The 26,210-nt window shown below is 67.2% G+C and carries 24 protein-coding genes and 1 tRNA gene; 12 read left to right on the forward strand and 13 right to left on the reverse strand.

Going from position 1 to position 26,210, the window contains the following annotated elements:
• Positions 1 to 108 precede the first annotated feature (108 nt).
• On the forward strand, positions 109 to 999 hold the full coding sequence (locus F624_RS0105030; protein WP_019573178.1) for a transglutaminase-like domain-containing protein: 891 nt from the start codon (positions 109 to 111) through the stop codon (positions 997 to 999).
• Here F624_RS0105030 and F624_RS0105035 read toward each other — a convergent pair.
• The 3 genes from F624_RS0105035 to F624_RS0105045 all read right to left on the reverse strand — a co-directional run bounded on the left by F624_RS0105035 (position 981) and on the right by F624_RS0105045 (position 3,014).
• Positions 981 to 1,445 carry a DUF1294 domain-containing protein gene (locus tag F624_RS0105035; protein ID WP_245573560.1) on the reverse strand — a complete coding sequence of 155 codons (465 nt, stop codon included), beginning with the start codon at positions 1,443 to 1,445 and terminating at the stop codon, positions 981 to 983. The two genes, F624_RS0105030 and F624_RS0105035, sit on opposite strands and share 19 nt — an antisense overlap.
• 1 nt (position 1,446) lies before the next feature.
• A complete protein-coding gene (gene nth / locus F624_RS0105040; protein ID WP_019573180.1) occupies positions 1,447 to 2,085 on the reverse strand; it encodes an endonuclease III in 639 nt (212 codons plus the stop codon).
• A 101-nt stretch (positions 2,086 to 2,186) separates the two neighbouring features.
• A complete protein-coding gene (locus tag F624_RS0105045) occupies positions 2,187 to 3,014 on the reverse strand; it encodes an HDOD domain-containing protein (RefSeq protein WP_043425586.1) in 828 nt (275 codons plus the stop codon).
• Positions 3,015 to 3,212: 198 nt separating this feature from the next.
• Here F624_RS0105045 and F624_RS0105050 point away from each other — a divergent pair, with 198 nt between their 5' ends.
• Positions 3,213 to 4,403 carry an aminotransferase-like domain-containing protein gene (locus tag F624_RS0105050; RefSeq protein ID WP_031254145.1) on the forward strand — a complete coding sequence of 397 codons (1,191 nt, stop codon included), beginning with the start codon at positions 3,213 to 3,215 and terminating at the stop codon, positions 4,401 to 4,403.
• Here the strand turns inward: F624_RS0105050 and F624_RS0105055 are convergent, their stop codons facing one another.
• Complete coding sequence (locus F624_RS0105055; protein WP_019573183.1) at positions 4,404 to 5,681, reverse strand: DEAD/DEAH box helicase; 1,278 nt, start codon at positions 5,679 to 5,681, stop codon at positions 4,404 to 4,406.
• 175 nt (positions 5,682 to 5,856) lie between these two features.
• On the opposite strand from F624_RS0105055, the gene F624_RS0105060 reads away from it, so the two are divergent.
• On the forward strand, positions 5,857 to 6,858 hold the full coding sequence (locus F624_RS0105060) for an aldo/keto reductase (RefSeq protein WP_019573184.1): 1,002 nt from the start codon (positions 5,857 to 5,859) through the stop codon (positions 6,856 to 6,858).
• A gap of 6 nt (positions 6,859 to 6,864) precedes the next feature.
• On the opposite strand, the gene F624_RS0105065 is transcribed toward F624_RS0105060, so the two are convergent.
• A complete protein-coding gene (locus F624_RS0105065) occupies positions 6,865 to 8,295 on the reverse strand; it encodes an aldehyde dehydrogenase family protein (RefSeq protein ID WP_019573185.1) in 1,431 nt (476 codons plus the stop codon).
• 168 nt (positions 8,296 to 8,463) lie between these two features.
• On the opposite strand from F624_RS0105065, the gene F624_RS32155 reads away from it, so the two are divergent.
• A complete protein-coding gene (locus F624_RS32155) occupies positions 8,464 to 9,324 on the forward strand; it encodes a helix-turn-helix transcriptional regulator (RefSeq protein WP_019573186.1) in 861 nt (286 codons plus the stop codon).
• On the opposite strand, the gene F624_RS0105075 is transcribed toward F624_RS32155, so the two are convergent.
• Positions 9,308 to 9,961: a hypothetical protein gene (locus F624_RS0105075; RefSeq protein ID WP_019573187.1), complete on the reverse strand. Its 654-nt coding sequence runs from the start codon at positions 9,959 to 9,961 to the stop codon at positions 9,308 to 9,310. The two genes, F624_RS32155 and F624_RS0105075, sit on opposite strands and share 17 nt — an antisense overlap.
• A 134-nt stretch (positions 9,962 to 10,095) precedes the next feature.
• Here F624_RS0105075 and F624_RS0105080 point away from each other — a divergent pair, with 134 nt between their 5' ends.
• Together F624_RS0105080 and trxC are read left to right on the forward strand one after the other, a co-directional pair.
• Positions 10,096 to 10,446 (forward strand): hypothetical protein, encoded by a 351-nt coding sequence (locus F624_RS0105080; protein WP_019573188.1) that lies wholly within the window; start codon positions 10,096 to 10,098, stop codon positions 10,444 to 10,446.
• Positions 10,443 to 10,904, forward strand: a complete 462-nt coding sequence (trxC, locus tag F624_RS0105085) for a thioredoxin TrxC (protein WP_031254153.1) — start codon at positions 10,443 to 10,445, stop codon at positions 10,902 to 10,904. Before F624_RS0105080 ends, trxC begins: the two co-directional genes overlap by 4 nt.
• A 19-nt stretch (positions 10,905 to 10,923) precedes the next feature.
• Here trxC and F624_RS0105090 read toward each other — a convergent pair whose 3' ends face one another.
• The 4 genes from F624_RS0105090 to mfd all read right to left on the reverse strand — a co-directional run bounded on the left by F624_RS0105090 (position 10,924) and on the right by mfd (position 17,249).
• Positions 10,924 to 12,210, reverse strand: coding sequence for an MFS transporter (locus F624_RS0105090; RefSeq protein ID WP_337955948.1), 1,287 nt, complete (start codon positions 12,208 to 12,210; stop codon positions 10,924 to 10,926).
• A gap of 77 nt (positions 12,211 to 12,287) precedes the next feature.
• Entirely contained in the window at positions 12,288 to 13,004 is a 717-nt protein-coding gene (gene serB / locus F624_RS0105095; RefSeq protein WP_019573191.1) for a phosphoserine phosphatase SerB, read from the reverse strand.
• Between the two features lie 78 nt (positions 13,005 to 13,082).
• On the reverse strand, positions 13,083 to 13,724 hold the full coding sequence (locus tag F624_RS0105100; RefSeq protein WP_019573192.1) for a hypothetical protein: 642 nt from the start codon (positions 13,722 to 13,724) through the stop codon (positions 13,083 to 13,085).
• Between the two features lie 15 nt (positions 13,725 to 13,739).
• Positions 13,740 to 17,249, reverse strand: coding sequence for a transcription-repair coupling factor (gene mfd / locus F624_RS0105105; RefSeq protein WP_031254159.1), 3,510 nt, complete (start codon positions 17,247 to 17,249; stop codon positions 13,740 to 13,742).
• Between the two features lie 161 nt (positions 17,250 to 17,410).
• Between mfd and ispD the strand changes: the two genes are divergently transcribed.
• The gene (ispD, locus tag F624_RS0105110; protein WP_019573194.1) at positions 17,411 to 18,097 is read left to right on the forward strand and encodes a 2-C-methyl-D-erythritol 4-phosphate cytidylyltransferase; all 687 of its coding nucleotides are present in this window, start codon (positions 17,411 to 17,413) and stop codon (positions 18,095 to 18,097) included.
• Positions 18,094 to 18,570 (forward strand): 2-C-methyl-D-erythritol 2,4-cyclodiphosphate synthase, encoded by a 477-nt coding sequence (ispF, locus tag F624_RS0105115; RefSeq protein WP_019573195.1) that lies wholly within the window; start codon positions 18,094 to 18,096, stop codon positions 18,568 to 18,570. Before ispD ends, ispF begins: the two co-directional genes overlap by 4 nt.
• Positions 18,571 to 18,595: 25 nt before the next feature.
• On the opposite strand, the gene F624_RS0105120 is transcribed toward ispF, so the two are convergent.
• Positions 18,596 to 19,984 carry an ATP-binding protein gene (locus F624_RS0105120; RefSeq protein WP_051107321.1) on the reverse strand — a complete coding sequence of 463 codons (1,389 nt, stop codon included), beginning with the start codon at positions 19,982 to 19,984 and terminating at the stop codon, positions 18,596 to 18,598.
• Between the two features lie 113 nt (positions 19,985 to 20,097).
• Entirely contained in the window at positions 20,098 to 20,829 is a 732-nt protein-coding gene (ompR, locus tag F624_RS0105125) for an osmolarity response regulator transcription factor OmpR (RefSeq protein WP_019573197.1), read from the reverse strand.
• Between the two features lie 304 nt (positions 20,830 to 21,133).
• Between ompR and F624_RS0105130 the strand changes: the two genes are divergently transcribed.
• Complete coding sequence (locus F624_RS0105130) at positions 21,134 to 21,808, forward strand: SIMPL domain-containing protein (protein ID WP_420536254.1); 675 nt, start codon at positions 21,134 to 21,136, stop codon at positions 21,806 to 21,808.
• A gap of 33 nt (positions 21,809 to 21,841) precedes the next feature.
• On the opposite strand, the gene F624_RS0105135 is transcribed toward F624_RS0105130, so the two are convergent.
• A complete protein-coding gene (locus tag F624_RS0105135) occupies positions 21,842 to 22,624 on the reverse strand; it encodes a 3-hydroxybutyrate dehydrogenase (RefSeq protein WP_019573199.1) in 783 nt (260 codons plus the stop codon).
• A 72-nt stretch (positions 22,625 to 22,696) separates the two neighbouring features.
• On the opposite strand from F624_RS0105135, the gene F624_RS0105140 reads away from it, so the two are divergent.
• The 3 genes from F624_RS0105140 (at position 22,697) to F624_RS0105150 (ending at position 25,997) form a co-directional block, all read left to right on the forward strand.
• Positions 22,697 to 23,617: an alpha/beta fold hydrolase gene (locus F624_RS0105140; protein ID WP_031254166.1), complete on the forward strand. Its 921-nt coding sequence runs from the start codon at positions 22,697 to 22,699 to the stop codon at positions 23,615 to 23,617.
• A gap of 5 nt (positions 23,618 to 23,622) precedes the next feature.
• Positions 23,623 to 25,836 carry a RelA/SpoT family protein gene (locus F624_RS0105145; protein ID WP_019573201.1) on the forward strand — a complete coding sequence of 738 codons (2,214 nt, stop codon included), beginning with the start codon at positions 23,623 to 23,625 and terminating at the stop codon, positions 25,834 to 25,836.
• Positions 25,837 to 25,920: 84 nt separating this feature from the next.
• Positions 25,921 to 25,997: transfer RNA gene (locus tag F624_RS0105150), tRNA-Val, on the forward strand.
• Positions 25,998 to 26,210: the final 213 nt, after the last annotated feature.

Genomic DNA, 26,210 nt, shown 5'->3' on the forward strand with positions numbered 1-26,210 from the left:
GACGCCCACCGTCCCCGGTGCGTTCTTCTTTTTATTGTCTGGATCTCCATGCCCTCTACGTTTCTACGCCCTGGCCGCCTCGGCCTTCTTCTTGGGGCGGGTTGAGCCATGGTCCGCCTTGAACTTCTGATTGCCCTGCGTTACGTGGTGGCCGCGCCGGGGGCCGACTTCATCTTCAACATCCAATTGGCCCACACCCGGCGCCAATGGGTGCTGCACGAGCAATTGAACGTCAGCCAGCCGGTGCCGCTGTTGATGCACACCGACCCGGCCACCCAGGCGCGCAGCCTGCGCCTGAGCGCTGCCCCCGGCCCGCTGGAGGTGAGCTACCGCGCCACGGTGGACCTGGACCACCTGGTGCTGCCGGCGGCGGCCATCCCCGAGGTGCCGGTGGCCCAATTGCCGCCCGATGTGCTGACCTACCTGTACCCCAGCCGCTACTGCCAGTCGGACCTGCTCAACGCCCTGGCCATGACCGAGTTCGGCACCTTGCCCCATGGCTATGCCCGGGTGCAGGCGATCCAGCAATGGGTGCAGCAGCGGGTGCTGTTCAAGTCGAGCAGCAGCAACTCGATGACCTCGGCCATCGACACCCTGCGCGACGGCGTGGGCGTGTGCCGCGACTTTGCCCACCTGATGATCGCGCTGTGCCGGGCCGTCAACATCCCTGCGCGCTTCACCACCGGCATCGACTTCGGGGCCGACCCGACCTTGGGGCCGACTGACTTCCATGCCTATGTCGAGGCCTACCTGGGCCACAACTGGTACCTGTTCGACCCCTCCGGCACGGCGATCCCGATGGGCTTTGTGCGCATCGGCACCGGGCATGACGCGGCCGATGCCTCGTTTGCAACCATCTTCGGGGCGGTCAGCTCGGAAGCACCCCACATCGAGATCGCGGCCCAACTGACCACCCAGCCCGGCTCGATGCTGCCGTATCGGCGTGCCGAAGGGGTGTCCACCGACGGGCAGACCCTGCCTCAGTACTGGGTGCGTTGAGTCAGGGCGGCTGGGTAGATCGGTGTCCAATCGGGCACCAGCGGGGTGAACAGCAGGGCAAAGCCGAGCAGGTTCAGCACCACCGTCAGCCAGAACCAGCCGCGAAAGCGCAGCTTGGCCGATTTGTGGCGCAGGCGCTCTTGCGCCAGGATGGCGCCGGGCCAGCCGCAGGCCAGGCCCAGGTACAGCAGCGTGCGTTCGCTGGTGCGCCACTGGCCGCTGCGGGCCGCCGATTTGTCGGCGGCATAGCTCAGGTAGCAGACCAGGCTCATCACGGCATAGACCAGCCCCGCCGCCCAGGGCACCTCCCAGCGCAGGCTGGCGGCCACATACAGGGCGACGCCGGCCGACAGCGCCAGCACGCTGCTGCTGCGCCAGCGCACCGGGGTGCGCTGGCGTGGGGCAGGGCGGGCGGCCGGGCGTCGGGTGGGTCTTGGCGCTGGCACGTCAGGGCTTGGGGGTCTTGGGCTTGAAATCGCACCAGGCGGCCACGCTGCAATGCCAGCACTGGGGCTTGCGCGCCTGGCACACATAGCGCCCATGCAGGATCAGCCAGTGGTGCGAGTCCACCGCGTAGGCGGGGGGCACCCGTTTGAGCAACTGCTTTTCCACTTCGAGCGGGTTCTTGCCCGGGGCCAGTCCGGTGCGGTTGCTGACCCGGAAGATGTGCGTGTCCACCGCCATGGTGGGCTCGCCAAAGGCCACGTTCAGCACCACGTTGGCGGTCTTGCGGCCCACGCCGGGCAGGGCTTCCAGTGCTTCACGCGTGCGGGGCACCTGGCCGCCATGCTGCTCGACCAGCATGCGGCAGGTCTCCAGCAGATGGCGCGCCTTGCTGTGGTACAGGCCGATGGTCTTGATGGAGTCCTCCAGCCCCTCCAGCCCCAGGGCCAGGATCTTCTCGGGCGTGCCCGCCACCGGGAACAGCCTGCGCGTGGCCTTGTTCACGCCCACATCGGTGGCCTGGGCTGACAGCAGCACGGCGGCCAGCAGCTCGAACACGGTGGTGTATTCGAGCTCGGTGTTGGGCTGGGGGTTGGCCGCCTTGAGGGTGGCAAAAAAGGGTTCGATGTCGGATTTCTTCATGCGGGTTCAACGTAGGCTGAACCGCATTGTGTCGCGTCCCGGGCGGGCTTGCAGCAAAGCCCTGCTGGCCCGGGATCGGTGCTCAGAACATCAACGCCTTCTCAGTGCAGCAAGCTCATGTCGATGAAACCGTCCACCGAGGGCAGGTGGGTGGCCATCCAGTCGGCATCGAGCTGCAGGGCCTGCATCACGTCCTGCGGCAGGCTGGCCACCGCTTGCTTGATTTCGGCCGGATCCGCAGCATGGGGGGCGGTCTCGGCCAGCAGTTCGGCCAGGTGCAGCAGGCCGGCCATGCGGCAGAAGGGGCGCGTGGCCATGGGCTCTGAAGCATGCTCCAGCCCACGCACGATCCCTTCGGGGAAGTTCCAGCGCCGTGCCATCTCGGCGCTGACCTGACTTTCGGTGAAGCCCAGCAACTGGGTTTCGCGCTGCCAGCGTCCGCCGGGCAGGTGCGGCTGGCGTTCGATCTCGGACAGGGCCTGGGGCAGGCGTTGGCCGATCACCAGTTCGCCCAGGCGCAGCATCATGCCCGCCAGCCAGGCGGCCTGGGGATCGACTTCAAGGCGCTGGGCCAGCCAACTGGCGTAGCCGGCGCAGGCCATGCTCTGCTCCCAGAATTCTTGGCGGTTCAAGCCCGTGATCATCGGGAAGGCCCCGTTCAGGCAGGCCGACAGGGCCAGGGTGCGCACCTGCTCCATGCCGGTCATGAGGATGGCATCGTCCAGGCTGGCCACCGTGCGCGGCAGGCCGAAGCGGGCACAGTTGGCCAGGCGGATCAGCTTCACCGTGAGGGCCGGGTCGCGTGCCAGGATGTCTCGCACCGAGCGGGGCGAGCTGTCGTCATCGTGCAGGGTGCGGATCAGCGTGTGCGCCACTTCGGGCATGGTGGGCAACTGGACGTTCTGGAAAAATGTCTCGAGCTGGGGCATGGGCAGATCCTCATCAGAGTTGTGCAGGTTCCTCATTTATGCCTTGCCTTGGGCGATTTGTATATGGATGTTTCACGGGCCTGAGCACCATTCATCAGCCTCATGCAGGGGCCGTGTGCGTAGCAGCGTCCCCACTTGTCCGGCGAGCGGCTGCGAATTGGCGACAATGCGAATCCGAAAGTGAGATGCACCATGCCATTGCAATTTGCCGACCGCCTCGACAACGTCGAAACCTCTGCCATCCGTGAACTGTTCAAGCTGCTGGGCAAGCCCGGCATCATCAGCTTTGCCGGGGGCTTTCCCGACAGCGCCATGTTCGATGTCGACGGCATCCGTGAAGCCGTCAACACCGCACTGACCGAAGAGGCCGGCGGCGCTCTGCAGTACGGTGCCACTGAAGGCTACAACCCCTTGCGTGAGCAACTGGCCCGCTTCATGACCGACAAAGGTGCCAGCGATGTGGCCCCAGAGAACCTGATCGTCACCACCGGTAGCCAGCAGGCGCTGGACCTGCTGGGCAAGGCCTTGATCAGCCCTGGCGACAAGGTGTTTGTCGAAGGCCCGACCTTTCTGGCCACCATCCAGTGCTTTCGCCTGTATGGCGCCGAGCTGGTCAGCGCCCCGATTGATGGCGAGGGCGTGAAGGTGGACGAGCTCGAAGCCCTGATCGCCGAGCACCGCCCCAAGTTCATCTACCTGATCCCCACCTTTGGCAACCCCAGCGGCGCCACGCTGAACCTGGAGCGGCGCAAGAAGGTGCTGGAGCTGGCCGTCAAGTACCAGACCCTGGTGATCGAAGACGACCCGTACGGCGACCTGTATTTCGGCGCCGCGCCGCCCCCCAGCCTGCTGAACCTGAGCGCCAGCGTGCCGGGCAGCCGCGAGCTGCTGGTGCACTGCGGCTCGCTGAGCAAGGTGCTGTCGCCCGGCCTGCGCGTGGGCTGGATGATCGCGCCGGCCGAGCTGCTGGCCAAGGCCACCATGTGCAAGCAGTTCAGCGACGCGCACACCAGCACCTTTGCCCAGGCCACGGCCGCCCAGTACCTGAAGGCCGGCCGCATGCCGGCCACGCTGGCCAAGGTGCGCGCGGTGTATGCCGAACGCGCCCAGGCCATGGGCCAGGCGCTGCGCCGCGAGCTGGGCGATGCCATCGAGTTCACCCAGCCGCAGGGCGGCCTGTTCATCTGGGCCCGCCTGACGGGGGCTGGCGGCAAGGTGGGCGATGGCAATGAGCTGGCCAAGCGCGCCATCGAGAAAGGGGTGGCTTTTGTGCCGGGGGCGCCGTTCTTCTGCGCCAACCCCGACCTTGCCACGCTGCGCCTGAGCTTTGCCACCGCCGATGTGGCCAAGATCGAAGAGGGCGTGGCGCGCCTGGCCCAGGCGCTCTGATCAGGCTTTTGGGTCGCCGCCCTGGCCCTGGGCGGCGGCTGCGGCCGCGCGCAGCTTGTCTTTCTTGCTGGGGCGCTTGCCCTTGACGCCGCCGGTGCCGGGCACCGGCGCCAGGTCGGGTGGCGGCGGAGCGGCCACATCCTGGGGCTCAAAGCCTTCGATCTGTTCGCGCGGCAGGCTCAGGCGCTGGCGCTTTTCGATCAGGGCAAAGTGGGCCTCGGTGTCGGCGCTGACAAAGCTCACCGCGGTGCCAGCCTCGCCGGCGCGGGCGGTGCGGCCGATGCGGTGCACGTAGTCGGTGGCCGAGCGCGGCAGGTCGTAGTTGACCACCACCGGCAGCTGCATGATGTCGATGCCGCGGGCCGCCAGGTCGGTGGTGACCACCACGTCCCAGCGCTCGTCCTTGAACTCTTGCAGCACCTGGGTGCGGGCGCCCTGGCTCAGGCCGCCATGGAACACCGTGGCGTAAATGCCGTTCTTGTAGAGCTTGCCGGCCACCAGCTGGCAGGCGTACTGGGTGGCGACAAACACCAGCACCCGGTCCCAGCCCTGGGTTTTGATGAGGTGGCGCAGCAGCTCGGTGCGGCGGCTGGCATCGACCTGGATCACCCGCTGGGTGATGGCGGGCTCATTGGCCTCGGTGGCGGCCACTGCGATGCGTACGGGTTCTTTCAGCAGGCCGTCGGCCAATTGCTGCACCGCCGGCGCAAAGGTGGCCGAGAAGAACAGGTTCTGCCGCTGGGCCGGCAGCTCGGCCAGCACGCGCTGCAGCTCTTCGGCAAAGCCCAGGTCGAGCAGGCGGTCGGCCTCGTCCAGCACCAGCACCTCGATCTGGCCGAGCTGGATGGCGTTGTGCGCCACCAGATCGAGCAGCCGGCCCGGCGTGGCCACCAGCACATCGGCGCCGCCGCGCAGCCGCATCATCTGTGGGTTGATCGAGACCCCGCCGAACACCACCGCCACCTTGGGCGGGTCTTGCAGGGCACTGCCCAGGCTGCGCAGCACCTCGCCCACCTGGGCCGCCAGCTCGCGCGTGGGCACCAGCACCAGGGCGCGCACGCGCCGGCCCCGGCTGGGGCTGTGGCCGTGCAGGCGCTGCAGCAGGGGCAGGGCGTAGGCCGCTGTCTTGCCCGAGCCGGTCTGGGCCTGGCCTTGCAGGTCGGCGCCGCGCAGGATGGCCGGAATGGCTTCGGCCTGGATGGGCGTGGGCGCGCTGAAGCCTTGGGTGCTGGCGGCGTGGACCAGTTCGGGGGTAAGGCCTAGAGAGGAAAAGGGCATGTCATGGGGGCGTCCGCCCCTGCTGGGGGGCACCTGGAATAAGTCATGGGAAACCAGGGTTTTGTCCTGGCCCGATCAGGCCCGGTGTGGCCTTGGGGGCATAGTATGGCCGCTGTCGGCGGCGCTGCCCATCGAAGAGGGTGTGCCGGGCCGCTTTCATTCACAGGAGTCTGCCATGCAATACCGCGCGCTCGGCAAGAGCAATCTGCAAGTTTCCGCCCTGTGCCTGGGCACCATGATGTTCGGCGACCAGACCGATGCGGCCGAGGCCGCTGCCATCGTGGCCGATGCCCGCGAGCAGGGCGTGAACTACATCGACACCGCCGACGTGTACACCCAGGGGGCTTCGGAAACCCTGGTGGGCCAGCTGCTCAAGGGCCAGCGCCACGATTGGGTGCTGGCCACCAAGCTCGGCAACAAGATGTCGGGCCGCGTGAACGAGAGCCACTACTCGCGCAGCTGGATGTTGCGCGAGACCGAGGCCAGCCTGCAGCGCCTGCAGACCGACCATGTGGACATCCTGTACCTGCACCGTGATTTTCCGGACGCGGATCTGGAAGAGGCCGTGCGTGCCCTGGACCAGTTGCTGCGCCAGGGCAAGATCCGCTACTGGGGGGTGTCGAACTTTCGTGGCTGGCGCATTGCCGAGCTGGTGCGCCTGGCCCAGCAGGTGGGCATGCCGGGCCCGGTGGTGTGCCAGCCTTATTACAACCTGCTCAACCGCATGCCCGAGGTCGAGATCCTGCCGGCCTGTGCGCATTACGGCATCGGCGTCACGCCCTACAGCCCGATTGCCCGCGGGGTGCTGACCGGCAAATACCTGCCGGGCCAGCCGCCGGCCGAAGGCAGCCGCGTGGCCCGGGGCGACAAGCGCATCGCCGAGACCGAGTTCCGGGAAGAGTCGCTGGTGATTGCCCAGCGGCTCAAGGCCCATGCCGAGGCCAAGGGCTGCACCCTGGCGCAGTTCGCCACCGCCTGGGTGCTGGCCAACCGCAGCATCAGCTCGGTGATCGCGGGCCCGCGCACCCTGCAGCAGTGGCAGGACTACCGCCCCGCGCTCGACGTGGTGATCACCCCCGAGGACGAGGCCCTGGTCGATGGCTTGGTGGCGCCCGGCCACCCCTCCACCCCGGGCTACACCGACCCGGCTTACCCGCTCACGGGGCGGGTGAGCTGAGTTTTTTCACTTCTTCAGGCTGATGACCCGGGTCTGGGTCACGCTCTTGAGGCCTTCCAGGCCGAATTCCACCCCCAGGCCTGAGCCCTTGAGGCCGCCGAACGGCACCATGGGGTGGACGGCGCCGTGCTGGTTGATCCACACCGTGCCGGCCTGCAGGCGCAGGGCCACGGCCCGGGCCTGATCGGCATCGCGGCCCCAGACCGAGGCCCCCAGGCCCACGTCGAGCCGGTTGGCGCGCGCCACGGCGTCGTCCAGGTCACGGTAGCGCACGATGGGCAGCACCGGGCCGAACTGCTCCTGGTCCACCAGCGGGGCGCCGTCGTCGATGTCGGTGACCAGGGTGATGGGGTAGAAATACCCCGGCCCGACCGGGGCCTCGCCACCACACACGATGCGGGCGCCGCCGGCCTTGGCGCTTTCCACCAGCGACACCACCTTGTCAAACTGCATGAGGTTCTGGATCGGTCCCATGGCGATGCCGGGCTGCAGGCCGTCGCCCATGGGCATGGCCTGGGCCAGGCCCTGCAGGGCACCGACCACCGCATCGTGCAGGGCGTCGGGCACATACAGGCGCTTGATGGCGGCACAGGTCTGGCCCATGTTGAGGAAGGCGCCCCAGAACAGGCCCATGGCGATCTCGGCCGGGTCGGCATCGGGCAGCACGATGGCGGCGTCGTTGCCACCCAGCTCCAGGGTGCAGGCGCTCAGGCGCTCGCCGGCCAGGGCGGCGATGCGCCGACCCGTGGCGGTGGAGCCGGTGAACAAAATCTTGCGCACCGCAGGCTGGGCGATCAGGGTCGCGCCCACTTCGCCCGCGCCGGTGACCGTGTTGAGCACGCCCGGGGGCAGGGCGGCGCTGATCAGGCGCACCATCTCCAGGGTGCCGATGGAGGTGTGCTCGGAGGGCTTGATCACCACCGTGTTGCCGGCGCGCAGCGCCGGGATGATCTGCCAGATGGCGATCATCAGCGGCCAGTTCCAGGGCGCGATGGCCGCCACCACGCCGTAGGGCTGGCGGTGCACCTCGTCGCGGCGGGTGTCGTCTTCAAAGGCCACCTCGACCGGCAGCGCCAGGCTGGCGGGCACACGGGTCCAGACCTCGCAGGCATAGGCCTCGAAGCGGGCGCCGGGCACCTGGTCGGGGCCCACGCCGCCCAGCGGCTTACCTTGCTCGCGGGTGATCCACTCGGCCAGGTGCTCCTGCTCGGCGTGCAGGATGTCGGCCACGCGGTTCAGGGCGGCCTGGCGCTCGGCATCGGGCAGGGCCGCCCAGGCGACTTGGGCCGCTTGCGCCGCGGCCACGGCCTGGGCCACCTGCTCGGGGCTGCTCTGCGGCACCCGACCCAGCAGCTCGCCGGTGGCCGGGTTGCGCGATTCGAAAGTGGTGGCCGACAGCACAGGCTGGCCGGCGACGATGTTGGGGTAGGTGGTCATGAGGAGGGCTGCGTCGTGAAGGGGAAGAGCGGTCCTCAGTATCGGCAAAGGGGTTCGCTTTGGCATCGCGAAGGTTCGCACCAGGGTTAACCCCTGGAGGGTGGCCGCCGTTCGGCCTGCGGGATGACCCCAATTGCCAAGCCGATGAGCCCCTTTAGATTGGCGGCCATGACCGATTTGCTGCTCTTGAACGAGCAACGCCACTGGCGCCTGAAGTTGTTGGAAGGCCCGCAGGCCCTGCGCTGGCGCCCGGCGCGTGAGCTGGCGGCCCAATTGCTGCTTTACCTCGATGACCCGGCGGCCTGTTGGCGCCTCACCACCGAGTGGATGCTCAACACCCTGGGTGCCGACCGGGTGGATGCCGGCCTGGGCGGCTATGCGCTGGCCGGGGCACCGGGCCCGGGCCCGCGCGACTACGTGGTGCTGGCCGAGACCCGGCGCCCCGGCCGCGACATGGCCTCGATGCTGGGCCAGCGCTTTGGCGCTGGCGAGCAAGGGGTGCGCGAGGTGTGGCAGCGCCGCATCGGGCTGGCCGTGCCCAGTGTGGCCCATGAGCGCAGCATGGCCGAGCCCTTGCGCGAGCGCCTGCTGCGCTCGGGCGCCGCGGCCAAGATGGCGCTGCCCTTGCGCGCTGCCGGGCCGGTGGGCCTGATCTGTGCCGACTGGCAGCACGAGTCGCCGCCGTGGCCGGGCGAGGTTTGCAACGAGCTGCCTGACCTGGCGGGCAACGTGATCGGGCCCTTGCTGGCGCTGGCCACTGAGGCCACTGAGGCCGCCGAGGCGCCATCCGGGTCTGCGTCTGCCACCCCTCACCCCGTCCTGGCCTTGCTGACGCCAGCGGAGCGCCGGGTGGCCGAGCTGGTGGCCATGGGCCTGAGCTACAAGGAGGTGGCGCGGCGCCTGGGGCGCTCGCTGTCTACCATCGATCACCAGCTGCGCAGCATCCGCGGCAAGACCGGGGTCGCCTCGACGGCACGCCTGGTGCGCCTGCTCAACACCCCGGCGGGCTTGATCAATAGGGCAGCTTGAACCCGTTGCGCCCGGCGTTGATGCGGGTGGCGGTGGGCTCACCCGCCACCACCTGGGCACTCAAGGAGACGCTGGCCCCGGGCACCAGCAGGCTGCGGTCGGCCGGTCGGAAGGTGACCACCGGTGTGCCGTCAGGCACCTGCAGGGTTTTCTGCCCGCCCGCATAGCGCAGTTGCAGGGTGCGCCCGGCGGGCGCGCTCACCACATCGGCCACGGTGGCATTGGTCATGGTGCTGTCAGCCTGAAGGTCGAAGGGGCGGTGGCCTTCCCCCAGCCCGCGGGCGGATTCGGGGAACACGGTGAGGGCAATCGCCTGCAGGCTGCCGTCGGCCTGGGGCAGGGCCGCGGTGCCGATGAAGCTGCCGGCCTGCACCTCGGCCAAGGTGATGGGGTAGACCTCGGCCACGGTGAGCTGGGCGCCCAGCGCCAGCGTCACGGTGTCGCCCTCGCGGGTCAGCAGGGTGATGTGGTCTGGCGTCACCTTTTGCAAGGTGCCGCGCAGACGCCGAACTTCGGCAGGGGGCGTCTGGGCCAGCGCATGCTGTGCCAGGAGTGGCCAGGCGGCCAGCCCCCAAAGAAGCTGCCGCCGTTGTACGGAGGCAGGGTGTGCGAGTGGCGAGGGCGTGGGCTTGTGCATGGCTTTCCTGGCGACGGTGGTCAACGCAGTTTAGGGGCGCGCGCCAGCCGGGTCAGAAGCAGGGTTTTGCTGCGGCGCGCGCGTGCTGCCTTGGCCCTCTTGCAAAGCGCCGGCCCATCCCCAATTGCAGGACCATGAACACCCTGCGAACCGACTTCACTCCGCTGGCCGTCCTGGCACAAATGCTGGACCGGCTCGACACGTCCCCCAAGGCTGCTGACCCGCTGCAGTACAGGCTGCTGGCCCAGCGCGCCACGCAGATGCTGCACGACCTCAGCGACCGCGCCGAAACCCAGGAGGGCCTGCAGGCCCTGCTGCGCAAGAGCCCGGCCCTGACGCTGCTGTACGAAAACCTGCACTACGGCGAAGCCGGCCTGTGCCGTGCCCCGCTGGCACAGGCGGTCGAGGCCGAGGTGGCCACACGTCAATTGCTGGGCCGTCTGGGCAAGCCAGCGGCCAGCCGCGAGCCCGGGGCCCCGGCATGAACTCCAGCGCGACAGTGGCCACGGCGCTGCACGTGGTCTGCCCGCATTGCCACACCACCAACCGGGTGCAACAGGCCCAAATGGGGCAGGCCCCCGACTGCGGCCAGTGCAAGCAGCCCTTGTTCAGTGGCCACTCGCTGGCGCTGGACGATGTGGCCTTGTTCGAGCGCCACATCGGCCGCAGCCAGGTGCCGGTGCTGGTCGACTTCTGGGCCCCTTGGTGTGGCCCCTGCCGCATGATGGCGCCCGCCTTCGAGCAGGCGGCACAGCAGCTGGAGCCGCATTTCCGCCTGGCCAAGGTCAACACCGAGGCGGTGCCGGCCCTGGGCCAGCGCTTTCAGATCCGCAGCATCCCGACCCTGGCCCTGTTCGTGGGCGGCCGCGAGGTGTCCCGCCAGCCCGGTGCCCTGGGGGCCGCCGACATCGTGCGCTGGGCGCGCCAGCATCACACCGTCTGATCGCCCCGGCTGACCGGGTTCAGCGCACCGCCGGGGCCGCCGGCAGCCCCCTGAAGGCCGCCGTGCCCAGCAGCAGCATGGCCATGATCGTGCTGTTGACGGCCACAAAGGTCTCAACCTGGTGCAGTTGGGCCCAGGCCGCCACCGCGCCGGTCACCCACTGCATGAGGGCAATGCCCAGGAACATGGCCATGGTGTAGACCGCCAGGGCCCGCCCCGTGAGTTCGGGCGGGTACGAGGCGCGTACATCGGCGTACTGCAAGATGATGAAGCCGCAGCCAAAGCCGATCACCAGGCTGGCCAGCACGCTCAGCCAGGCCAGGGGCGACCAGGCCAGCAGGCCGAACAACAGCGCCAGCATGGTGCTGAAGCCGATGATCCAGCGCCGTCGCCGGGCCCCCTCCAGCTGCAGTCGTCCGAACAGCGGCGGCCCGAACAAGCCCACCACCGACACGGCCAGCGCCACGTTGCCGCATTGCACCAGGCTGAAGCCGTGGCGTTGCAGCAGCATCGGGCCCAGCCACAGCCCGCGCAAGCTGATGAACGAGGCGTAGGTGACCGAGGCCAGCGCCAGGATGCCCCAGGTGTGGGGCAGGGCCAGCAGGCGTGCCGCACTGCGCAGGGCCTGGGGGACCGACTCGGTCGGGTGGGCTTCAGTGGATTCAGCGACTTTCGGCGCTTCGGGCTCGCGCACCCCCACCCAGGCGCAACACCAAGCCAGGGCCGAGCCCCCGCCCAGCACCGCAAAGCCTGCGCGCCACGAGCTCAGCTCGATCAGCCAGGCCAGTGGTGTGCCCGTGATCAGCAGGCCCAGGCCCCCCAGGCCCATGACCAGGCCCGACACCGCCGCAAAACGCTCCACCGGAAAGCGGCGCGCGATGTACACCGTGCAGACCAGAAACGCCGGCGCACAACCGGCCCCGATCAGGGCCTGGCCCAGCAACAGGGTGCCCAGGCCTGGGGCCAGTGCCGACACGATGGAGCCGAGCACGGTGAGCGGCATGGCCAGCAGGAGGGTGCGGCGGATGCCGTACAGATCGATGCTGATGCCCATGAAGATCTGCAAGGCCCCGAAGGCGAAATGGAAAATGCCCGCAAACAGCCCCAGCTGACCGGTCGACAGGTCGAACTCGGCCTGCAGCGGCGCGGCCATCATCGCGGCCACCGTGCGGTAAGCCTGGCTGAGCGTGAAGCCCAGGCACAGGGTGAGCAGCATCACCCAGAGCTGGCGCTGCTGGCCCGCCAGGGCCGCGGGGTTGGGATGCGCGTGGGTGGGCTGTGGGGTGGGTGGGGATGGCGCGGGCATCGCGCCATTCTGGCGGCAGAGCGACAGCCCCACTGTCACCCGGGTTCAACGCGGGCCCGGGCGACTGAGCGCCCGGTTCAACCCTGGCGGCTGAGTTCGAGCAGGCGGTCCAGGCCGCCCTGGTTGATGGCCACCATGGCCTCGGCGCGCACGCGCGGCTTGGCGTGGTAGGCCACCGACAGGCCGGCCACGCCCATCATGGGCAGGTCGTTGGCGCCGTCGCCCATGGCGATGGTCTGGCTGGCGGGGATGCCCATCAGGGTGCTCACCTCGAGCAGGGTGCGGCGTTTTTCGGCGCCGTCGCAGATGTCGCCCCAGGGCTGGTCGACCATGCGGCCCGTCAGCACGCCGTCCTGCACTTCGAGCACGTTGGAGCGCGCAAAGTCGATGCCCAGGCGTGCCCGGATGCGGTCGGTGAAGAAGGTGAAGCCGCCGCTGACCAGCAGCACCCTGAGGCCGGCGGCCTTGCAGGCCGCGACCAGCTCGGCGGCCCCGGGGTTGAGCTGCAGGCGCTGCTCGTACACCTGCAGCATGTGGGCCTCGGTCACGCCCTTGAGCAGGGCCACGCGCTGGCGCAGGCTTTCTTTGTAGTCGGTGATCTCGCCGCGCATGGCGGCTTCGGTGATGGCGGCCACCTCGGCCTTGCGGCCGGCGGCGTCGGCGATCTCGTCCACGCACTCGATGTTGATCAGGGTGGAATCCATGTCGAAGGCGATCAGCTTGTAGGCGCTGAGGTCGAACGGGGGCGTGAAGCCCTGGATCACGAGGCCGGGGGCGAATTCTTGGGTGCTCATGGGTGCCATGCGGATTGGGTGTGTTCTGCGAAATAGAGTGTGATTTTGCCTGCTCAGGTCAGCGGCTCAGCTGTCCCTTCAGGGGCGCTTGAGGTACAGCCCATCCGACCAGGTGGCCAGCCATTGCGGGCGGAAGGCCACGAAGATGGCGGTCAGCATGCCGGTCATGAAGCCGTCGGCCCAGGCCATGAGCCAGTGGGCAATGACCGAGAGGTCGCTGCCGACGCCGGGCAGCTCGTGGCCCAGCCACTGGCCCAGCAAGGTGGCGGCGAAGTTGCACAGCACCGTGCCCAGAAAGGCCCGGCCCAGGGTGTAGACGAAGAGGTGGGGCCCGATCCAGCGCCGGATCGCCGCGCCCAGCAACAGGGCCAGGGTGGCGGGCAGAACGCCTTGCCAGAAGGCCATGTCGATCACCGCAGCCGGGGGCAGTTTGGCCAGCAGGCCGGCCAGGATGGCCACCCCGGTGAGCACCGGCACCGCCAGCGGCCAACCCAGCATCAGCAGGGCCAGGCAAGCGCCCGACCACTGCAGTTGCAGCGGCATGGCGTGCAGCGAGGGCAGGGCCCACAGGCCCGGCAGCAGCACCAGGCAGCCCAGCACCGGCGACAGCAGGGCGCTGCCGGCCATCAGCCGCCAGGGCCGCAGCCACAGGGCCAGCAGCAGGGCGGCGGCGAGCAGGCCGGCTTCCAGGTCCAGCAGCCAGGGCAGGGCAGTTTCCATGGCAGGCCCCGTGGATCAGGCCACGGCCAGGGGTTGGCCCAGCTGGCGCAGGATGTCGCGCACGGCCTGAGCGCGGTCCTTGGGGTCTTTCACCTCGCGTTCGATGCGCAGCTTCTCGTTGCCCGCGAGCTTGATGTGGCGGTGCTTCTGGATCAGCTCGATGATGCGCATCGGGTCGATCGGCGGGCTGGGCTTGAAGGTGATGGTGATGACGCCCGGGGCGGCATCGACCTTGACCACGCCGTAGGGCGCACTCAGCACGCGCAGGCGGTGCACGTCGATCAGGGTCTGGGCCTGGGCGGGCAGCTTGCCGAAGCGGTCGACGATCTCTTCGAGCAGGGTGTCGATCTGGTCGGGGGTGCGGGCCGTTGCCAGCTTCTTGTAGAACGACAGGCGCAGGTGCACGTCGCCGCAGTAGTCGTCGGGCAGCAGGGCCGGGGCGTGCAGGTTGATGTCGGTGGTGACCGACAGCGGGGCCAGCAGGTCGGGCTCCTTGCCGGCCTTCAGGCTGCGCACGGCCTCGGACAGCATCTCGTTGTAGAGCTGGAAACCCACCTCAAGCATGTTGCCGCTCTGGTTTTCGCCCAGCACCTCGCCGGCGCCGCGGATCTCCAGGTCGTGCATGGCCAGGTAAAAGCCGCTGCCCAGTTCTTCCATGGCCTGGATGGCCTCCAGGCGCTGGGCGGCGTGCTTGGTCAGGCCTTCGATGTCGGGCACCATCAGGTAGGCATAGGCCTGGTGGTGGCTGCGGCCCACGCGGCCGCGCAGCTGGTGCAGCTGGGCCAGGCCGAACTTGTCGGCGCGGCTCATCACGATGGTGTTGGCGCTGGGCACGTCGATGCCGGTCTCGATGATGGTGGAGCACAGCAGCAGGTTGAAGCGCTGGGCCACGAAGTCGCGCATCACGCGCTCCAGCTCGCGCTCGGGCATCTGGCCGTGGGCGATGGCGATGCGGGCCTCGGGCAGGATTTCTTCAAGCTTCTGGCGCCGGTTCTCGATGGTCTCGACCTCGTTGTGCAGAAAGTAGACCTGGCCGCCGCGCTTGAGCTCGCGCAGCACGGCTTCGCGGATCACGCCGGTGCCTTCGTTGCGCACAAAGGTCTTGATGGCCAGACGGCGTTGCGGCGCGGTGGCGATCACGCTGAGGTCGCGCAGGCCTTCCAGGGCCATGCCCAGGGTGCGGGGGATGGGGGTGGCGGTGAGGGTGAGCACGTCGACCTCGGCGCGCAGGGCCTTCATGGCCTCTTTGTGGCGTACGCCAAAGCGGTGCTCCTCGTCGATGATCAGCAAGCCCAGGTTCTTGAACTTGACGCTTTCGCTGAGCAGCTTGTGGGTGCCCACCACAATGTCGACCGTGCCTTCGGCGATGCCCTTGGCGGCGGCGCTGATCTCCTTGGCCGAGCGGAAGCGGCTCATCTCGGCGATCTTCACGGGCCATTTGGCAAAGCGGTCGACCAGGGTCTGGTAGTGCTGTTCGGCCAGCAGGGTGGTGGGGGCCAGAAAGGCCACCTGGCGCCCGCCGGTGACGGCCACGAAGGCGGCGCGCAGGGCCACCTCGGTCTTGCCGAAGCCCACGTCGCCGCAGACCAGGCGGTCCATGGGGCGGGGGCTGATCATGTCCTGGACCACGGCATGGATGGCGGCGCGCTGGTCGGCGGTCTCTTCAAAGCCGAAGTCGTTGGCGAACACCTCGTAGTCTTGCGGCGAGTAGCGGAAGGCATGGCCTTCGCGGGCGGCGCGGCGGGCGTAGATGTTGAGCAGCTCGGCCGCGGCATCGCGCACCTGTTCGGCGGCGCGGCGTTTGGCCTTGTCCCATTGGCCGCTGCCCAACTTGTGCAGCGGGGCCTCGTCGGCGCTCACGCCGGTGTAGCGGCTGATCTGCTGCAGCTGGCTGACGGGCACGTAGAGCACGGCCTTGTCGGCGTACTCCAGGTGCAAAAATTCTTGCATGGCGGGCGTGCCGTCGGTGTTCTTGCCCTGGCCCAGGTCCATGTTGACCAGGCCACGGTAGCGCCCGATGCCGTGCTGGGCGTGCACCACGGGGTCGCCCACGTTGAGCTCGGCCAGGTCCTTGATCAGGGCTTCGACGTCGCTGACCTGCTCCTGCTTCTTGCGCCGGCGGGTGGTGGCGCCGGCGGCGAAGAGCTCGGTCTCGGTGACGAAGTCGATGCCCGGGGCGAGCCAGCGAAAGCCCACGGTGAGGGCCGCGGTGGCAATGCCCAGGGGCTCGGTGGTCTCGGCCTCGAACTCGGCCAGCGAATCGAAGGCCGGTGGGTTGACACCCCCGGCGCGCAGGAAGTCGAGCAGGCTTTCACGCCGGCCATCGCTTTCGGCCAGCAGCAGCACGCGCTGCGTGCCCGGGCTGCTCAGGTGGGCCTTGAGGCGTGCCAGCGGGTCTTCGGTGCCGCGCAGCACCGACAGGTCGCCCAGCTTTTGCACGCTGGCGCTGTCGTCGCTGTCGTCACTGTTGGCCTTTTCAGGGCTTTGGGGGCTTTCAGGGCGGATGGAGAGTTGGGCGTGCTCGTTGGCCCGGCCGTAGAACTGCTCCATGCTCAGGAACAGGGCCTCGGGGGGCAGGGCGGGCCGGTCGGGGTCGCCCTGGATCAGGCGGAAGCGGTCTCGGGTGTCTTGCCAGAAGCGCTGGAAGGCGGGCTCCAGGTCGCCATGCAGCACCACGGTGGCGTCGGTGCCCAAGTAGTCGAACACGGTGGCCGTGTCGTCGAAGAACAGCGGCAGGTAGTACTCGATACCTGCCGTGGCCACGCCGTTGCCCATGTCCTTGTAGACGCGGCTCTTGGTGGGGTCGCCCTCCAGCAGCTCGCGCCAACGGCTGCGGAATTTGGCGCGGGCCGCGTCGTCCATGGGGAACTCGCGCCCGGGCAGCAGGCGCACCTCGGGCACGGGATAGAGGCTGCGCTGGCTGTCGGGGTCGAAGGTGCGGATGGAGTCGATCTCGTCATCGAACAGGTCCACCCGGAAGGGCATGGCCGAGCCCATCGGGAACAGATCGATCAGGCCACCGCGCACGGCGTATTCACCCGGGCTGACCACCTGCGTGACGTGGCTGTAGCCGGCCAGGGTGAGCTGGCTCTTGAGCTTGGCCTCGTCGAGCTTTTGCTTGACCTTGAAGTGGAAGGTGTAGCCCGCCAGGAACGAGGGCGGTGCCACCCGGTACAGCGCGGTGGTGGCCGGCACGATGACCACGTCGGCCCCGGTGTCCTTGTCGCGCTGCTGGATGCGCCACAGCGTGGCCAGGCGCTCGGAGATCAGGTCCTGGTGGGGCGAGAAGGTGTCGTAGGGCAGGGTTTCCCAGTCGGGAAACAGCGCGCAGCGCAGACCAGGGGCAAAGAAGGCGATCTCGTCGATCAGGCGCTGGGCATCGCTGGCGTCGGCGGTGACGATGGCGGTGGGGCGGCCGGCGGCTTTTTCGCGCAAGCCCAGGCGGGCCAGCAACAAGGCATCGGCGGAGCCCACGGGGCGGGGCAGGGTGAAACGTTTTCCGGGCGAGAGTTTGGGCAGTTCCATGGCGTCCAGCAATGGCAAACACCCCCCGTGGCAAATGACGGGGGGTGTGCATGCAGGGATTTTAGAATGGGCGACCTGATATGACCGATCTCACACCTCAAAACCCCCCTTCGCCACTGGCCTCATCCCCAGCCTCGCCCCCGACGTCACCTCGATGCTGGGTGCTCATCCCCTGCGCGGGCTCGGGCTCGCGGGCCGGTTCGGCCGGCCCCAAGCAATACCAGCCACTGGCCGGGCAGCCCCTGGTGGCCCACACCCTGGCGGCGTTTGCGGCCACGCCTGGGCTGGCCGGCGTGCTGGTGGTGGTGGCCTCGGGCGACAACACCCTGGAGCAGGCCGGCCTGGCCGAGGGCTGCCATGTGGCCGATTGCGGGGGCGCTTCACGCGCCGAGAGCGTGCTGAACGGCCTGGGGGTGCTCAGCACCCTGGGCGCGGTGGCCGACGACTGGGTGCTGGTGCATGACGCTGCGCGTTGCCTGATCACCCCGACCCAGGTACGGGCCTTGATCGAGGCCTGCTGGAACGACCCTGTGGGTGGTCTGCTGGCCCAGCCGCTGGCAGACACGCTCAAAAGCGGTGCTGCGGGCCGGGTGGCCGCCACGCTGGACCGGCAGGACAAATGGCTGGCGCAGACGCCGCAGATGTTCCGCCTGGGCCTGTTGCAGCAGGCGCTGAACGCCAGCGGACTGGCCGTGACGGATGAGGCCGCAGCGGTCGAGGCGCTGGGCTTTTCGCCCTTGCTGGTGCCGGCGGCCGGGGTCAATTTCAAGGTGACCTACCCCGATGACTTCACCTTGGCGGCGGCCGTGTTGCAGGCCCGCCAGGCCGTGCTGGAGGCCAAGCCATGAAGCTGCGTGTGGGCGAGGGCTGGGATGTGCATGCGCTGGTGCCCGGGCGCAAGCTGATTCTGGGCGGGGTGGAGGTGCCCCACACATTGGGTCTGCTGGGCCACTCCGACGCCGATGTGCTCCTGCATGCCATCACCGATGCCTTGCTGGGCGCCGCCGGGCTGGGCGACATTGGCCGGCATTTTCCGGACACGGATGCACGTTTCAAGGGCGCTGATTCGACGGTGCTGCTGGCCGAGGCGGCACGCCGTGTGCAGGCCCAGGGCTGGCGCATCAACAACATCGACAGCACCGTGATTGCACAGGCGCCCAAGCTGATGCCCCACATCCCGGCCATGTGCGAGCGCATTGCTGCGGTGCTGGGCCTGGAGGTGTCGCAGGTGAACGTGAAGGCCAAGACGGCCGAGAAACTGGGCCCGGTGGGCCAGGGCCTGAGCATGGAAGCCCGGGCCGTGGTGCTGTTGCTGGGCTGAGCAGACCGCTACAACAGGCCTTTGCTCAGGCCCGCTGCAGCTTGATATGGGCCGCCAGGCCCCCGCTGCTGCTGTTGGCCAGCACAAACATGCCGCCCATGCGCTGGATGGTCTTGTTGACGATGGACAGGCCCAGGCCCGCGCCAGTGGCGTGGGTGCGGGCGGCATCGCCTCGGAAGAAGGGTTTGACCAGATCGGCCAGGATGTCGGGGGGCACGCCGGGTCCGTGGTCCCTGACTTTGAGCAGCACCCATTCCTCGCGGGCGCGGGCGGCGATTTCGATCACCGACACGGGGGTGCCGGGCGTCTTGCCGTAACGGCGGGCGTTCTCGATCAGGTTGGACAACACCCGGGCCAGTTCGACCTCATCGGCCAGCACATGGGGGTCGTCCTGCAACGAGACATGGATCTTCAGTTCGGGGTCGTCTTGCACCCCGTACAGACAGGAGTCGACCACATCGGCCAGCCGCACTGTCTTGAGCTCCACGTGATCGGGGCGGGCGTAATCCAGAAACTTGTCGATGATGGCGTCGAGCTGCACGATATCGGCCACCATGTGGTTGCGTGCATCGGTGTCGGCCACGCTCATCTCGGTTTCCAGCCGCAGACGGGCCAGGGGGGTGCGCAGGTCGTGGGAGATGCCGGCCAGCATGATGGCCCGGTCCTGCTCCACCTTGGCCAGCTTTTCGGCCATGCGGTTGAAGCCGATGTTGACCTCGCGGATCTCGCTGGTGGCGACCTGCTCGTCCAGATGGCTGGCGTCAAAGTCGCCGTCGCGCACCCGGTTGGCCGCAAATGACAGTTGCTGCAGGGGTTTGTTGATCAGCCGGGCAATGGCCGCGGCACCCGCCAGCGACAGCACCGCGGCCGTGATCATCCAGATCAGCCAGGTGCGACCGCTGGCCGGGCTGAAGCGGGCCCGGTCCATCAACAGCCAGTTGGAGTCTCCATTGATCTCGAAGCCCACCCACAGGCCGGGCTCGTGGTTGACGCGTTGCGCCACCACGGTGCCGGGGCCCAGGCGTTCGATCACCTCGGCCGTCACGCGCTGGCCCAGGGCGTTGTCGGCTTCGAACATTTCAAACTGGTCGTTGGGCTCGCGCGGCAGGATGCGCAGGCCCTCCTGGTCAGCCATGGTCTTGATCAGGGACAGTCTGGCAATACCATCGGCGTGCAGCAGGGCGGCGCGGCTGAGATTGACCAGCGAGGCGATCTGCTGGGCTGTGTGCAGCGCCCGCGGCTCCAGCTCCAGCGCGCGCAGGGTTTGCAACCAGGCCAGGATGCTACCGATCAGCAGGATGGCCAGCAGGAAAAAGGTGCGCCAGAACAGGTTCAGGCTGACCCGCGCACGCGCTCCACGCGCCTGCTGGGTCATCTCCAGAGGGGCCGGACTGGTGGCATCAACCTGATTCATCGGCGCATGGGTATTCTTTTTTCTCACGTCGTGGTCTTCTTGGACTCGGTCGTTCTGCTTGGAGGCGCCATGAAAAACGGCGCCCAGGGCGCCGTCGATTTGCCTGGGGCAGCTCAATTACCGCCGTCCGGCACAAACACGTAACCGACTCCCCACACGGTTTGAATATACCGCGGAGCGGCAGCATCAATTTCAATCAACTTGCGAAGACGTGACACTTGCACATCCAGGCTGCGATCAAAAGGCTCGAATTCGCGGCCTCGGGCCAGCAGGGCCAGCTTTTCGCGCGACAGGGGTTGGCGCGGGTGGCGCACCAGTGCCTTGAGCATGGCGAATTCGCCGGTGGTCAGTGGCAGCTCTTCGCCGTTGCGGTGCAGGGCACGGGTGCCCAGATCGAAGGTGAAAGGTCCGAAGGTGACCTGCTCGTTGTCACCCGAGGGGGCACCCGGGGCCTCTTGGGGGGGGCGACGGCGCAGCACGGCGTGGATGCGGGCCAGCAGTTCGCGCGGGTTGAAAGGCTTGCCCAGGTAGTCGTCGGCACCCACCTCCAGGCCCACGATGCGGTCCACGTCTTCACCCTTGGCGGTGAGCATGATGATGGGGGTGCGGTCATTGGCGGCACGCAGGCGGCGGCAGATGGACAGGCCGTCTTCACCGGGCATCATCAAGTCCAGCACGATGAGGTCGACCGATTCGCGCAGCAGGATGCGGTTGAGCGCCTTGCCATCTTCGGCCACCATGACTTCAAAGCCTTCTTGGCTCAGGTAGCGTCTGAGCAGGTCGCGGATGCGGGCATCGTCATCGACGACCAGAATCTTGTCTGTGCGGGTATTGGAAGTGTTCATGGCATTGACCTGATTTGTAACAAGTGCGATTTTGAGACTTGTAACAACCAAAAGGCCAGCGTTTTGGGATCGATATCACATACTGTTACAGCGCTTTCCTTAACTAGCCGCCGGTGTCCTACATGATGTTCAGTGCTTGACGTTCGTCTTGTCGGTAATTGGTTTATTCAGGCCGTTTTGGCCGTGATTCGCCCGATACCAGAGGTGTTTACCCTGGTTTCCTGGTGTGTCAATGATCAGGAGTTTTCACGTGTCTCGATCTTCTTTGCTGCGAGGGCTGGTCTTGGCCGGCGGGGTGTGGGCGATGGTGCCCTGGTGTGCGCAGGCGCAGAGCGTGCCCGTGCCAGTACCGCATAACGTGCTGCAGTTGCAGAGTTCGGGCTCGGTGGAGGTGGTGCAGGATTGGCTGAGCCTGACGCTGGGGGTGGTCCGGGAGGGCTCTGATGCAGCCCAGGTGCAGGCGCAGCTGCGTGCTGTGCTGGAGCCGGCCATGAACGAGGCCAGAAAGCAGGCCAAACCCGGGCAGGTCGAGGTGCGCAGCGGCAGCTTTTCGGTCTTTCCTCGCTACGGGCGCGAGGGAAAGATCAATGGCTGGCAAGGCTCGGCCGAGGTGGTTCTGGAAGGGCGGGACATTCCGGCCTTGACGGCGGCGGCCTCGCGGATTTCGGGCCTGAACGTCACTCAATTGAATTTTTCGCTCAGCCGCGAGCAGCGCCAGCAGCTGGAGGCCGAGGCGCAGAGCCGTGCGATTCAGAGCTTCAAGGCGCGTGCCGCTGATCTGACCCGGCAGTTCGGCTTTGCCGGCTACTCGCTGCGCGAGGTGAATGTGAGTTCGTCCGATGGCGGGTATTCGCCTCGCCCCCGGCTGATGGCCGCGGAGGCCAAGATGGCCTCGCCGATGGCGGCTGCCGATCTGCCGGTGGAGGCTGGCCGCAGCACGGTGACGGTCACCGTGTCGGGCTCGATCCAGATGAACTGAGCGGCCCGGCAGGGGGCGCTTGGGAGGGGCGGCTTATTGCGCCGTCCAGCCGCCGTCCATGTTCCACGCGACGCCGCGCACGTTGTTGCCGGCGGGGGAGCAGAAGAACACGGCCAGCTCGCCCAATTCTTCGGGGGTGGTGAACTGCATCGAGGGTTCTTTTTCGCCCAGCAGCTCACGGGTAGCCTGTTCGTTGGTCCATTGGTGGGCGGCGGCCTTGGCATCGACCTGTTTTTGCACCAGAGGGGTCAACACCCAGCCCGGGCAGATGGCGTTGCAAGTGATGCCGCTGGTGGCGTTTTCGAGGGCGGTGACCTTGGTCAGCCCGACGACGCCATGCTTGGCCGCCACATAGGCGGACTTTTCAGCCGAACCGACCAGGCCGTGCACCGACGCCACATTGATGATGCGCCCCCAGTTCTTGGTCTTCATGCCGGGCAGGGCCAGGCGGGTGGCGTGGAATGCGCTGGACAGGTTGATGGCCAGGATGGCGTCCCATTTCTCGATCGGAAAGTCTTCCACGCGCGCCACGTGCTGGATGCCCGCGTTGTTGACCAGGATGTCCACCCCCCCGAAGCGGGTGTTGGCGAACTCGATCATGTCGGCGATCTCGGCCGGCTTGCTCATGTCGGCGCCGTGGAAGGCCACCTGCACGCCATGGGCTTTGCCGGCCTCTGCCACTTCGGCCTGGGGCGCCGAGGCGTCGCCAAAACCATTCAGGATCAGGTTGGCGCCCTGGCGGGCCAGCGCCTTCGCGATGCCCAGACCGATGCCGCTGGTGGAGCCGGTCACAAGAGCTGTCTTGCCATTCAACATGAGGAATCTCCAGATCAATTAGGATGCAGTGAACAAAGATTATCGAGCCGAGAGTTGGCCCTGGAAGGCACCATGAATGATCCTACGCTGAACTACGTAAGCTGTCCGGACGCCGATGGCGGGCACCGCATGGCCTATTGGGCCTGGGGGGATGCCCAGGCCGGGCATGTGATCGTTTGCGTGCATGGTCTTTCTAGGCAGGGGCGCGATTTCGATGTGCTGGCCCAGGATCTGGTGGCCCGTGCCGGGCACCCTGTGCGCGTGATCTGCCCTGACGTGGTCGGGCGCGGCCAGAGCGACCGGCTGGTCAACGCGGCGCATTACCAGATCCCTCAGTACGCTGCTGACATGGTGGCCTTGCTGGCGCAGTTGCAGCAGCAGTCGCCTGTCACCTGCCTGGACTGGATCGGCACCAGCATGGGCGGCTTGATCGGCATGGTGCTGGCGGGCCAGCCCGGCATTCCCCTGCCTCAGCCTGTGCACCGTCTGGTGCTCAATGATGTGGGGCCGGTGATCCAGTGGAGCGCCTTGCAGCGCATTGGCACCTACCTGGGGCAGCCGGTGCAGTTTGCCGATGAGAAACAGGCCGCTGCTGCGTTGTGGCTGATCTCCACCGGCTTTGGGCCCCACACCCGCGAACAATGGCTGGCACTGACCCGACCCATGCTGCGCGAGTTGCCTGGCGGTGGCCTGGGTTTGCACTACGACCCGGCGATTGCCCTGCCGTTTCGTGCCTTGCAGGAGGAAGACGCGCTGCGCGGCGAAGCGGCGCTTTGGCAGCTCTATGACCAGATCCAGGCCCGGACGCTGTTGCTGCGTGGGGCGCAATCCGATCTGCTGTCGCCGTCGACGGCACAGGCCATGGCCGAGCGCGGACCCCATGCCCGGGTGGTGGAGCTAGCGGGCGTAGGCCATGCGCCGACGCTGATCGCCCAGGATCAGCGTGATACCCTCGTCAACTTCATTTTTGCTGCTGAAGCACCGCTTTCCTGATTCTGATGACCCCTCCTCTGGTGGAGCCTGAGGGCTCGCCTTTCCGTTCCGAGCCGGTGGCGCCGCTGATCGCAGCGACCGCCAGAGAGTTGCAGGGGCAGGCCGACATCCTGGCCCGGGCTCGCGCCTTTGCCGAGCCCTTCCTGGTGGATCAGTTGCTGGTCTCCGGCGAGAGCACGCTGGCCCATGCCGACGCCGAGGCCGCCATCCTGCGCATGATCGGCGGCTCGGAGGCGATGCAGGCCGCCACCTACCTCGTCTACGCCTGCGAGCACCTGAACAAGCCCCAGGAGGTGCTGAGCAAGGTGTTTGGTGACCAGTTCGCCACGCTGGCGGTCGAGACCACCCAACTGATCCGCATCCAGCAGCAGGCCCGTACAGCACAGCAACTGCTGGACGACCCGGCGGTGCAGCATGAGAACGTGCGCAAGATGCTGCTCGCCTTCTCGCGCGATCTTCGCGTGGTGTTGCTGCGTTTGGCCTCGCGGCTGCAGACCTTGCGTTATTACGCGGCCTCGAAGCAGCCGATTCCGCCCAGCCTGGCCCGCGAGTCACTGCACGTGTTTGCGCCGCTGGCCAACCGACTTGGCATCTGGCAGATCAAGTGGGAACTGGAAGACCTGGCCTTTCGGTTCATCGAGCCTGATACCTACCGGGAGGTGGCTCGTCTGCTCGATGAAAAGCGCGCCGAGCGCGAGGCCTCGATGGCCGCTTTGCGCCTGCGCCTGGAGTCGGAACTGCAGACCCAGGGCATCCGTGCCAGCGTGCAGGGGCGTCCCAAGCACATTTACAGCATCGTCAAGAAGATGCGCGGCAAGGGTTTGGGGTTCGAGCAGGTGTTCGATCTGCGCGCGCTGCGGGTGATCGTGTCCTCGATCAAGGATTGCTACACCGTGCTGGGCTGGGTGCATGACCGCTTCACGCCCATCGATGCCGAGTTTGATGACTACATCGCCAAGCCCAAGCCCAATGGGTACCAGTCTTTGCACACGGTGGTGCGCGACGAGGCGGGCAAGGCGATCGAGATCCAGATCCGCACCCAGGCCATGCACGACCACGCCGAGCATGGCGTGGCCGCGCACTGGGCCTACAAGGAGGCTGGCACCAAAGGGTATGCCGGGGTGTCGGCCAGCAGTGATTACGACGCCAAGATTGCGGTGCTGCGCCAGTTGCTGGCCTGGGAGCGTGACCTGTCGGGCACCCAGCCCAGCGGTGGGTTGTTTGAAGATCGCATCTATGTGCTGACGCCGAACGCTGCGATTGTGGAGTTGCCCCAGGGCGGCACGCCGGTCGATTTCGCCTATGCGGTGCACACCGACGTGGGGCACCGCTGCCGGGGCGCCCGCATCGATGGCGCCATGGTGCCTTTGAACACGCCGCTGCAAAACGGCCAGACGGTGGAGATCGTGGCGGCCAAAGAGGGCGGGCCTTCGCGGGATTGGCTGAATGCCGAGCTGGGGTTCTTGAACAGCAACCGAGCTCGCGCCAAGGTGCGGGCCTGGTTCAATGCCCAGATCACGCACGAAACCATCGCCCGTGGGCGTGAAGCGGTCGAGAAGTTGCTTCAGCGCGAAGGCAAGACGGCGGTCAAGCTGGTCGACCTGGCGTCGCAGCTGGGCTTCAAGTCGGCCGATGCCCTGTTCGAGGTGGTGGGCAAGGATGAGTTCTCGCTGCGCAACATCGAGAACCTGCTGCGCCCGCCGGAGCCGGTGCTGGAGCCCGATGACTACCTGCTGCTGAAGAAGTCGCGCAACGTTGAAAAGGCCCCCAAGGGTGGGGTGCTGGTGGTGGGCATCGATTCGTTGATGACCCAACTGGCGAAATGCTGCAAGCCCGCGCCGCCGGATGCCATCGGGGGCTTTGTGACCCGGGGCAAGGGCGTCAGCGTGCACAGGCTCGATTGCAGCAACTTCCGCGAGATGGCCGCCCGCAGTGCCGAGCGCGTCATCGAGGTGGAATGGGGGCGGGCCAAAGGTGAAGACCTGGCCCGGTACCCGGTGGATGTGGCGATCGAAGCCGCCGACCGGCAAGGTTTGTTGCGCGACATCTCGGAGGTGTTTGCCCGCGAGAAGACCAATGTGATCGGTGTGCAGACCCAGTCCGTCAAGGGCACGGCCTGGATGACGTTCACCGTGGAGGTTTCAGACTCAGCGCGACTGAGCAAGGTGCTGTCGTTGGTGGCCTCGGTGTCGGGAGTGAGGTGGGCCAAGCGCCGCTGAGTTGAAGTGGAAATTTCAACTTTTTTGTGATTTTTCCAAAAACACAAAAATTCCGCTGTATACTCTACATTCTCGAATACAGACAGGCGCGTAGCTCAGCTGGTTAGAGCACCACCTTGACATGGTGGGGGTCGTTGGTTCGAGTCCAATCGCGCCTACCAGTTTATCCGAGCGAAGATAACCAGACTTCGCAACATCGGTAAACTGACCCGGAAGCCCAAGAGCTTCCAAACTTGAAAAGCCACCCCATGGGTGGCTTTTTCTTTTTCCGCGTCCGATTTCATCTGCTCCCTCTCTCATTTGAGATGCTGCGATGTCGTGACGGGGATCCGGAAAGATTGTCTTCGTCCGTCGCGTTCGGGTTGACAATAGCC

The sequence above is a fragment of the Curvibacter lanceolatus ATCC 14669 genome, from assembly GCF_000381265.1.
GTDB classification, from domain to species: domain Bacteria; phylum Pseudomonadota; class Gammaproteobacteria; order Burkholderiales; family Burkholderiaceae_C; genus Curvibacter; species Curvibacter lanceolatus.

Excerpts from the sequence above, each read along its gene's own strand:
- ispF (WP_019573195.1), top strand. The coding sequence starts at position 18,094 with ATGAAGCTGCGTGTGGGCGAGGGCTGGGATGTGCATGCGCTGGTGCCC.
- F624_RS0105130 (WP_420536254.1), top strand. The coding sequence starts at position 21,134 with ATGGTGCCCTGGTGTGCGCAGGCGCAGAGCGTGCCCGTGCCAGTACCG.
- F624_RS0105065 (WP_019573185.1), bottom strand. The coding sequence starts at position 8,295 with ATGACCACCTACCCCAACATCGTCGCCGGCCAGCCTGTGCTGTCGGCC.
- F624_RS0105140 (WP_031254166.1), top strand. The coding sequence starts at position 22,697 with ATGAATGATCCTACGCTGAACTACGTAAGCTGTCCGGACGCCGATGGC.
- ompR (WP_019573197.1), bottom strand. The coding sequence starts at position 20,829 with ATGAACACTTCCAATACCCGCACAGACAAGATTCTGGTCGTCGATGAC.
- F624_RS0105100 (WP_019573192.1), bottom strand. The coding sequence starts at position 13,724 with ATGGAAACTGCCCTGCCCTGGCTGCTGGACCTGGAAGCCGGCCTGCTC.
- F624_RS0105090 (WP_337955948.1), bottom strand. The coding sequence starts at position 12,210 with ATGCCCGCGCCATCCCCACCCACCCCACAGCCCACCCACGCGCATCCC.
- F624_RS0105030 (WP_019573178.1), top strand. The coding sequence starts at position 109 with ATGGTCCGCCTTGAACTTCTGATTGCCCTGCGTTACGTGGTGGCCGCG.
- F624_RS0105120 (WP_051107321.1), bottom strand. The coding sequence starts at position 19,984 with ATGAATCAGGTTGATGCCACCAGTCCGGCCCCTCTGGAGATGACCCAG.
- F624_RS32155 (WP_019573186.1), top strand. The coding sequence starts at position 8,464 with ATGACCGATTTGCTGCTCTTGAACGAGCAACGCCACTGGCGCCTGAAG.
- F624_RS0105045 (WP_043425586.1), bottom strand. The coding sequence starts at position 3,014 with ATGCCCCAGCTCGAGACATTTTTCCAGAACGTCCAGTTGCCCACCATG.
- F624_RS0105135 (WP_019573199.1), bottom strand. The coding sequence starts at position 22,624 with ATGTTGAATGGCAAGACAGCTCTTGTGACCGGCTCCACCAGCGGCATC.
- nth (WP_019573180.1), bottom strand. The coding sequence starts at position 2,085 with ATGAAGAAATCCGACATCGAACCCTTTTTTGCCACCCTCAAGGCGGCC.
- trxC (WP_031254153.1), top strand. The coding sequence starts at position 10,443 with ATGAACTCCAGCGCGACAGTGGCCACGGCGCTGCACGTGGTCTGCCCG.
- F624_RS0105145 (WP_019573201.1), top strand. The coding sequence starts at position 23,623 with ATGACCCCTCCTCTGGTGGAGCCTGAGGGCTCGCCTTTCCGTTCCGAG.
- F624_RS0105060 (WP_019573184.1), top strand. The coding sequence starts at position 5,857 with ATGCAATACCGCGCGCTCGGCAAGAGCAATCTGCAAGTTTCCGCCCTG.
- F624_RS0105055 (WP_019573183.1), bottom strand. The coding sequence starts at position 5,681 with ATGCCCTTTTCCTCTCTAGGCCTTACCCCCGAACTGGTCCACGCCGCC.
- F624_RS0105075 (WP_019573187.1), bottom strand. The coding sequence starts at position 9,961 with ATGCACAAGCCCACGCCCTCGCCACTCGCACACCCTGCCTCCGTACAA.
- F624_RS0105080 (WP_019573188.1), top strand. The coding sequence starts at position 10,096 with ATGAACACCCTGCGAACCGACTTCACTCCGCTGGCCGTCCTGGCACAA.
- serB (WP_019573191.1), bottom strand. The coding sequence starts at position 13,004 with ATGAGCACCCAAGAATTCGCCCCCGGCCTCGTGATCCAGGGCTTCACG.
- mfd (WP_031254159.1), bottom strand. The coding sequence starts at position 17,249 with ATGGAACTGCCCAAACTCTCGCCCGGAAAACGTTTCACCCTGCCCCGC.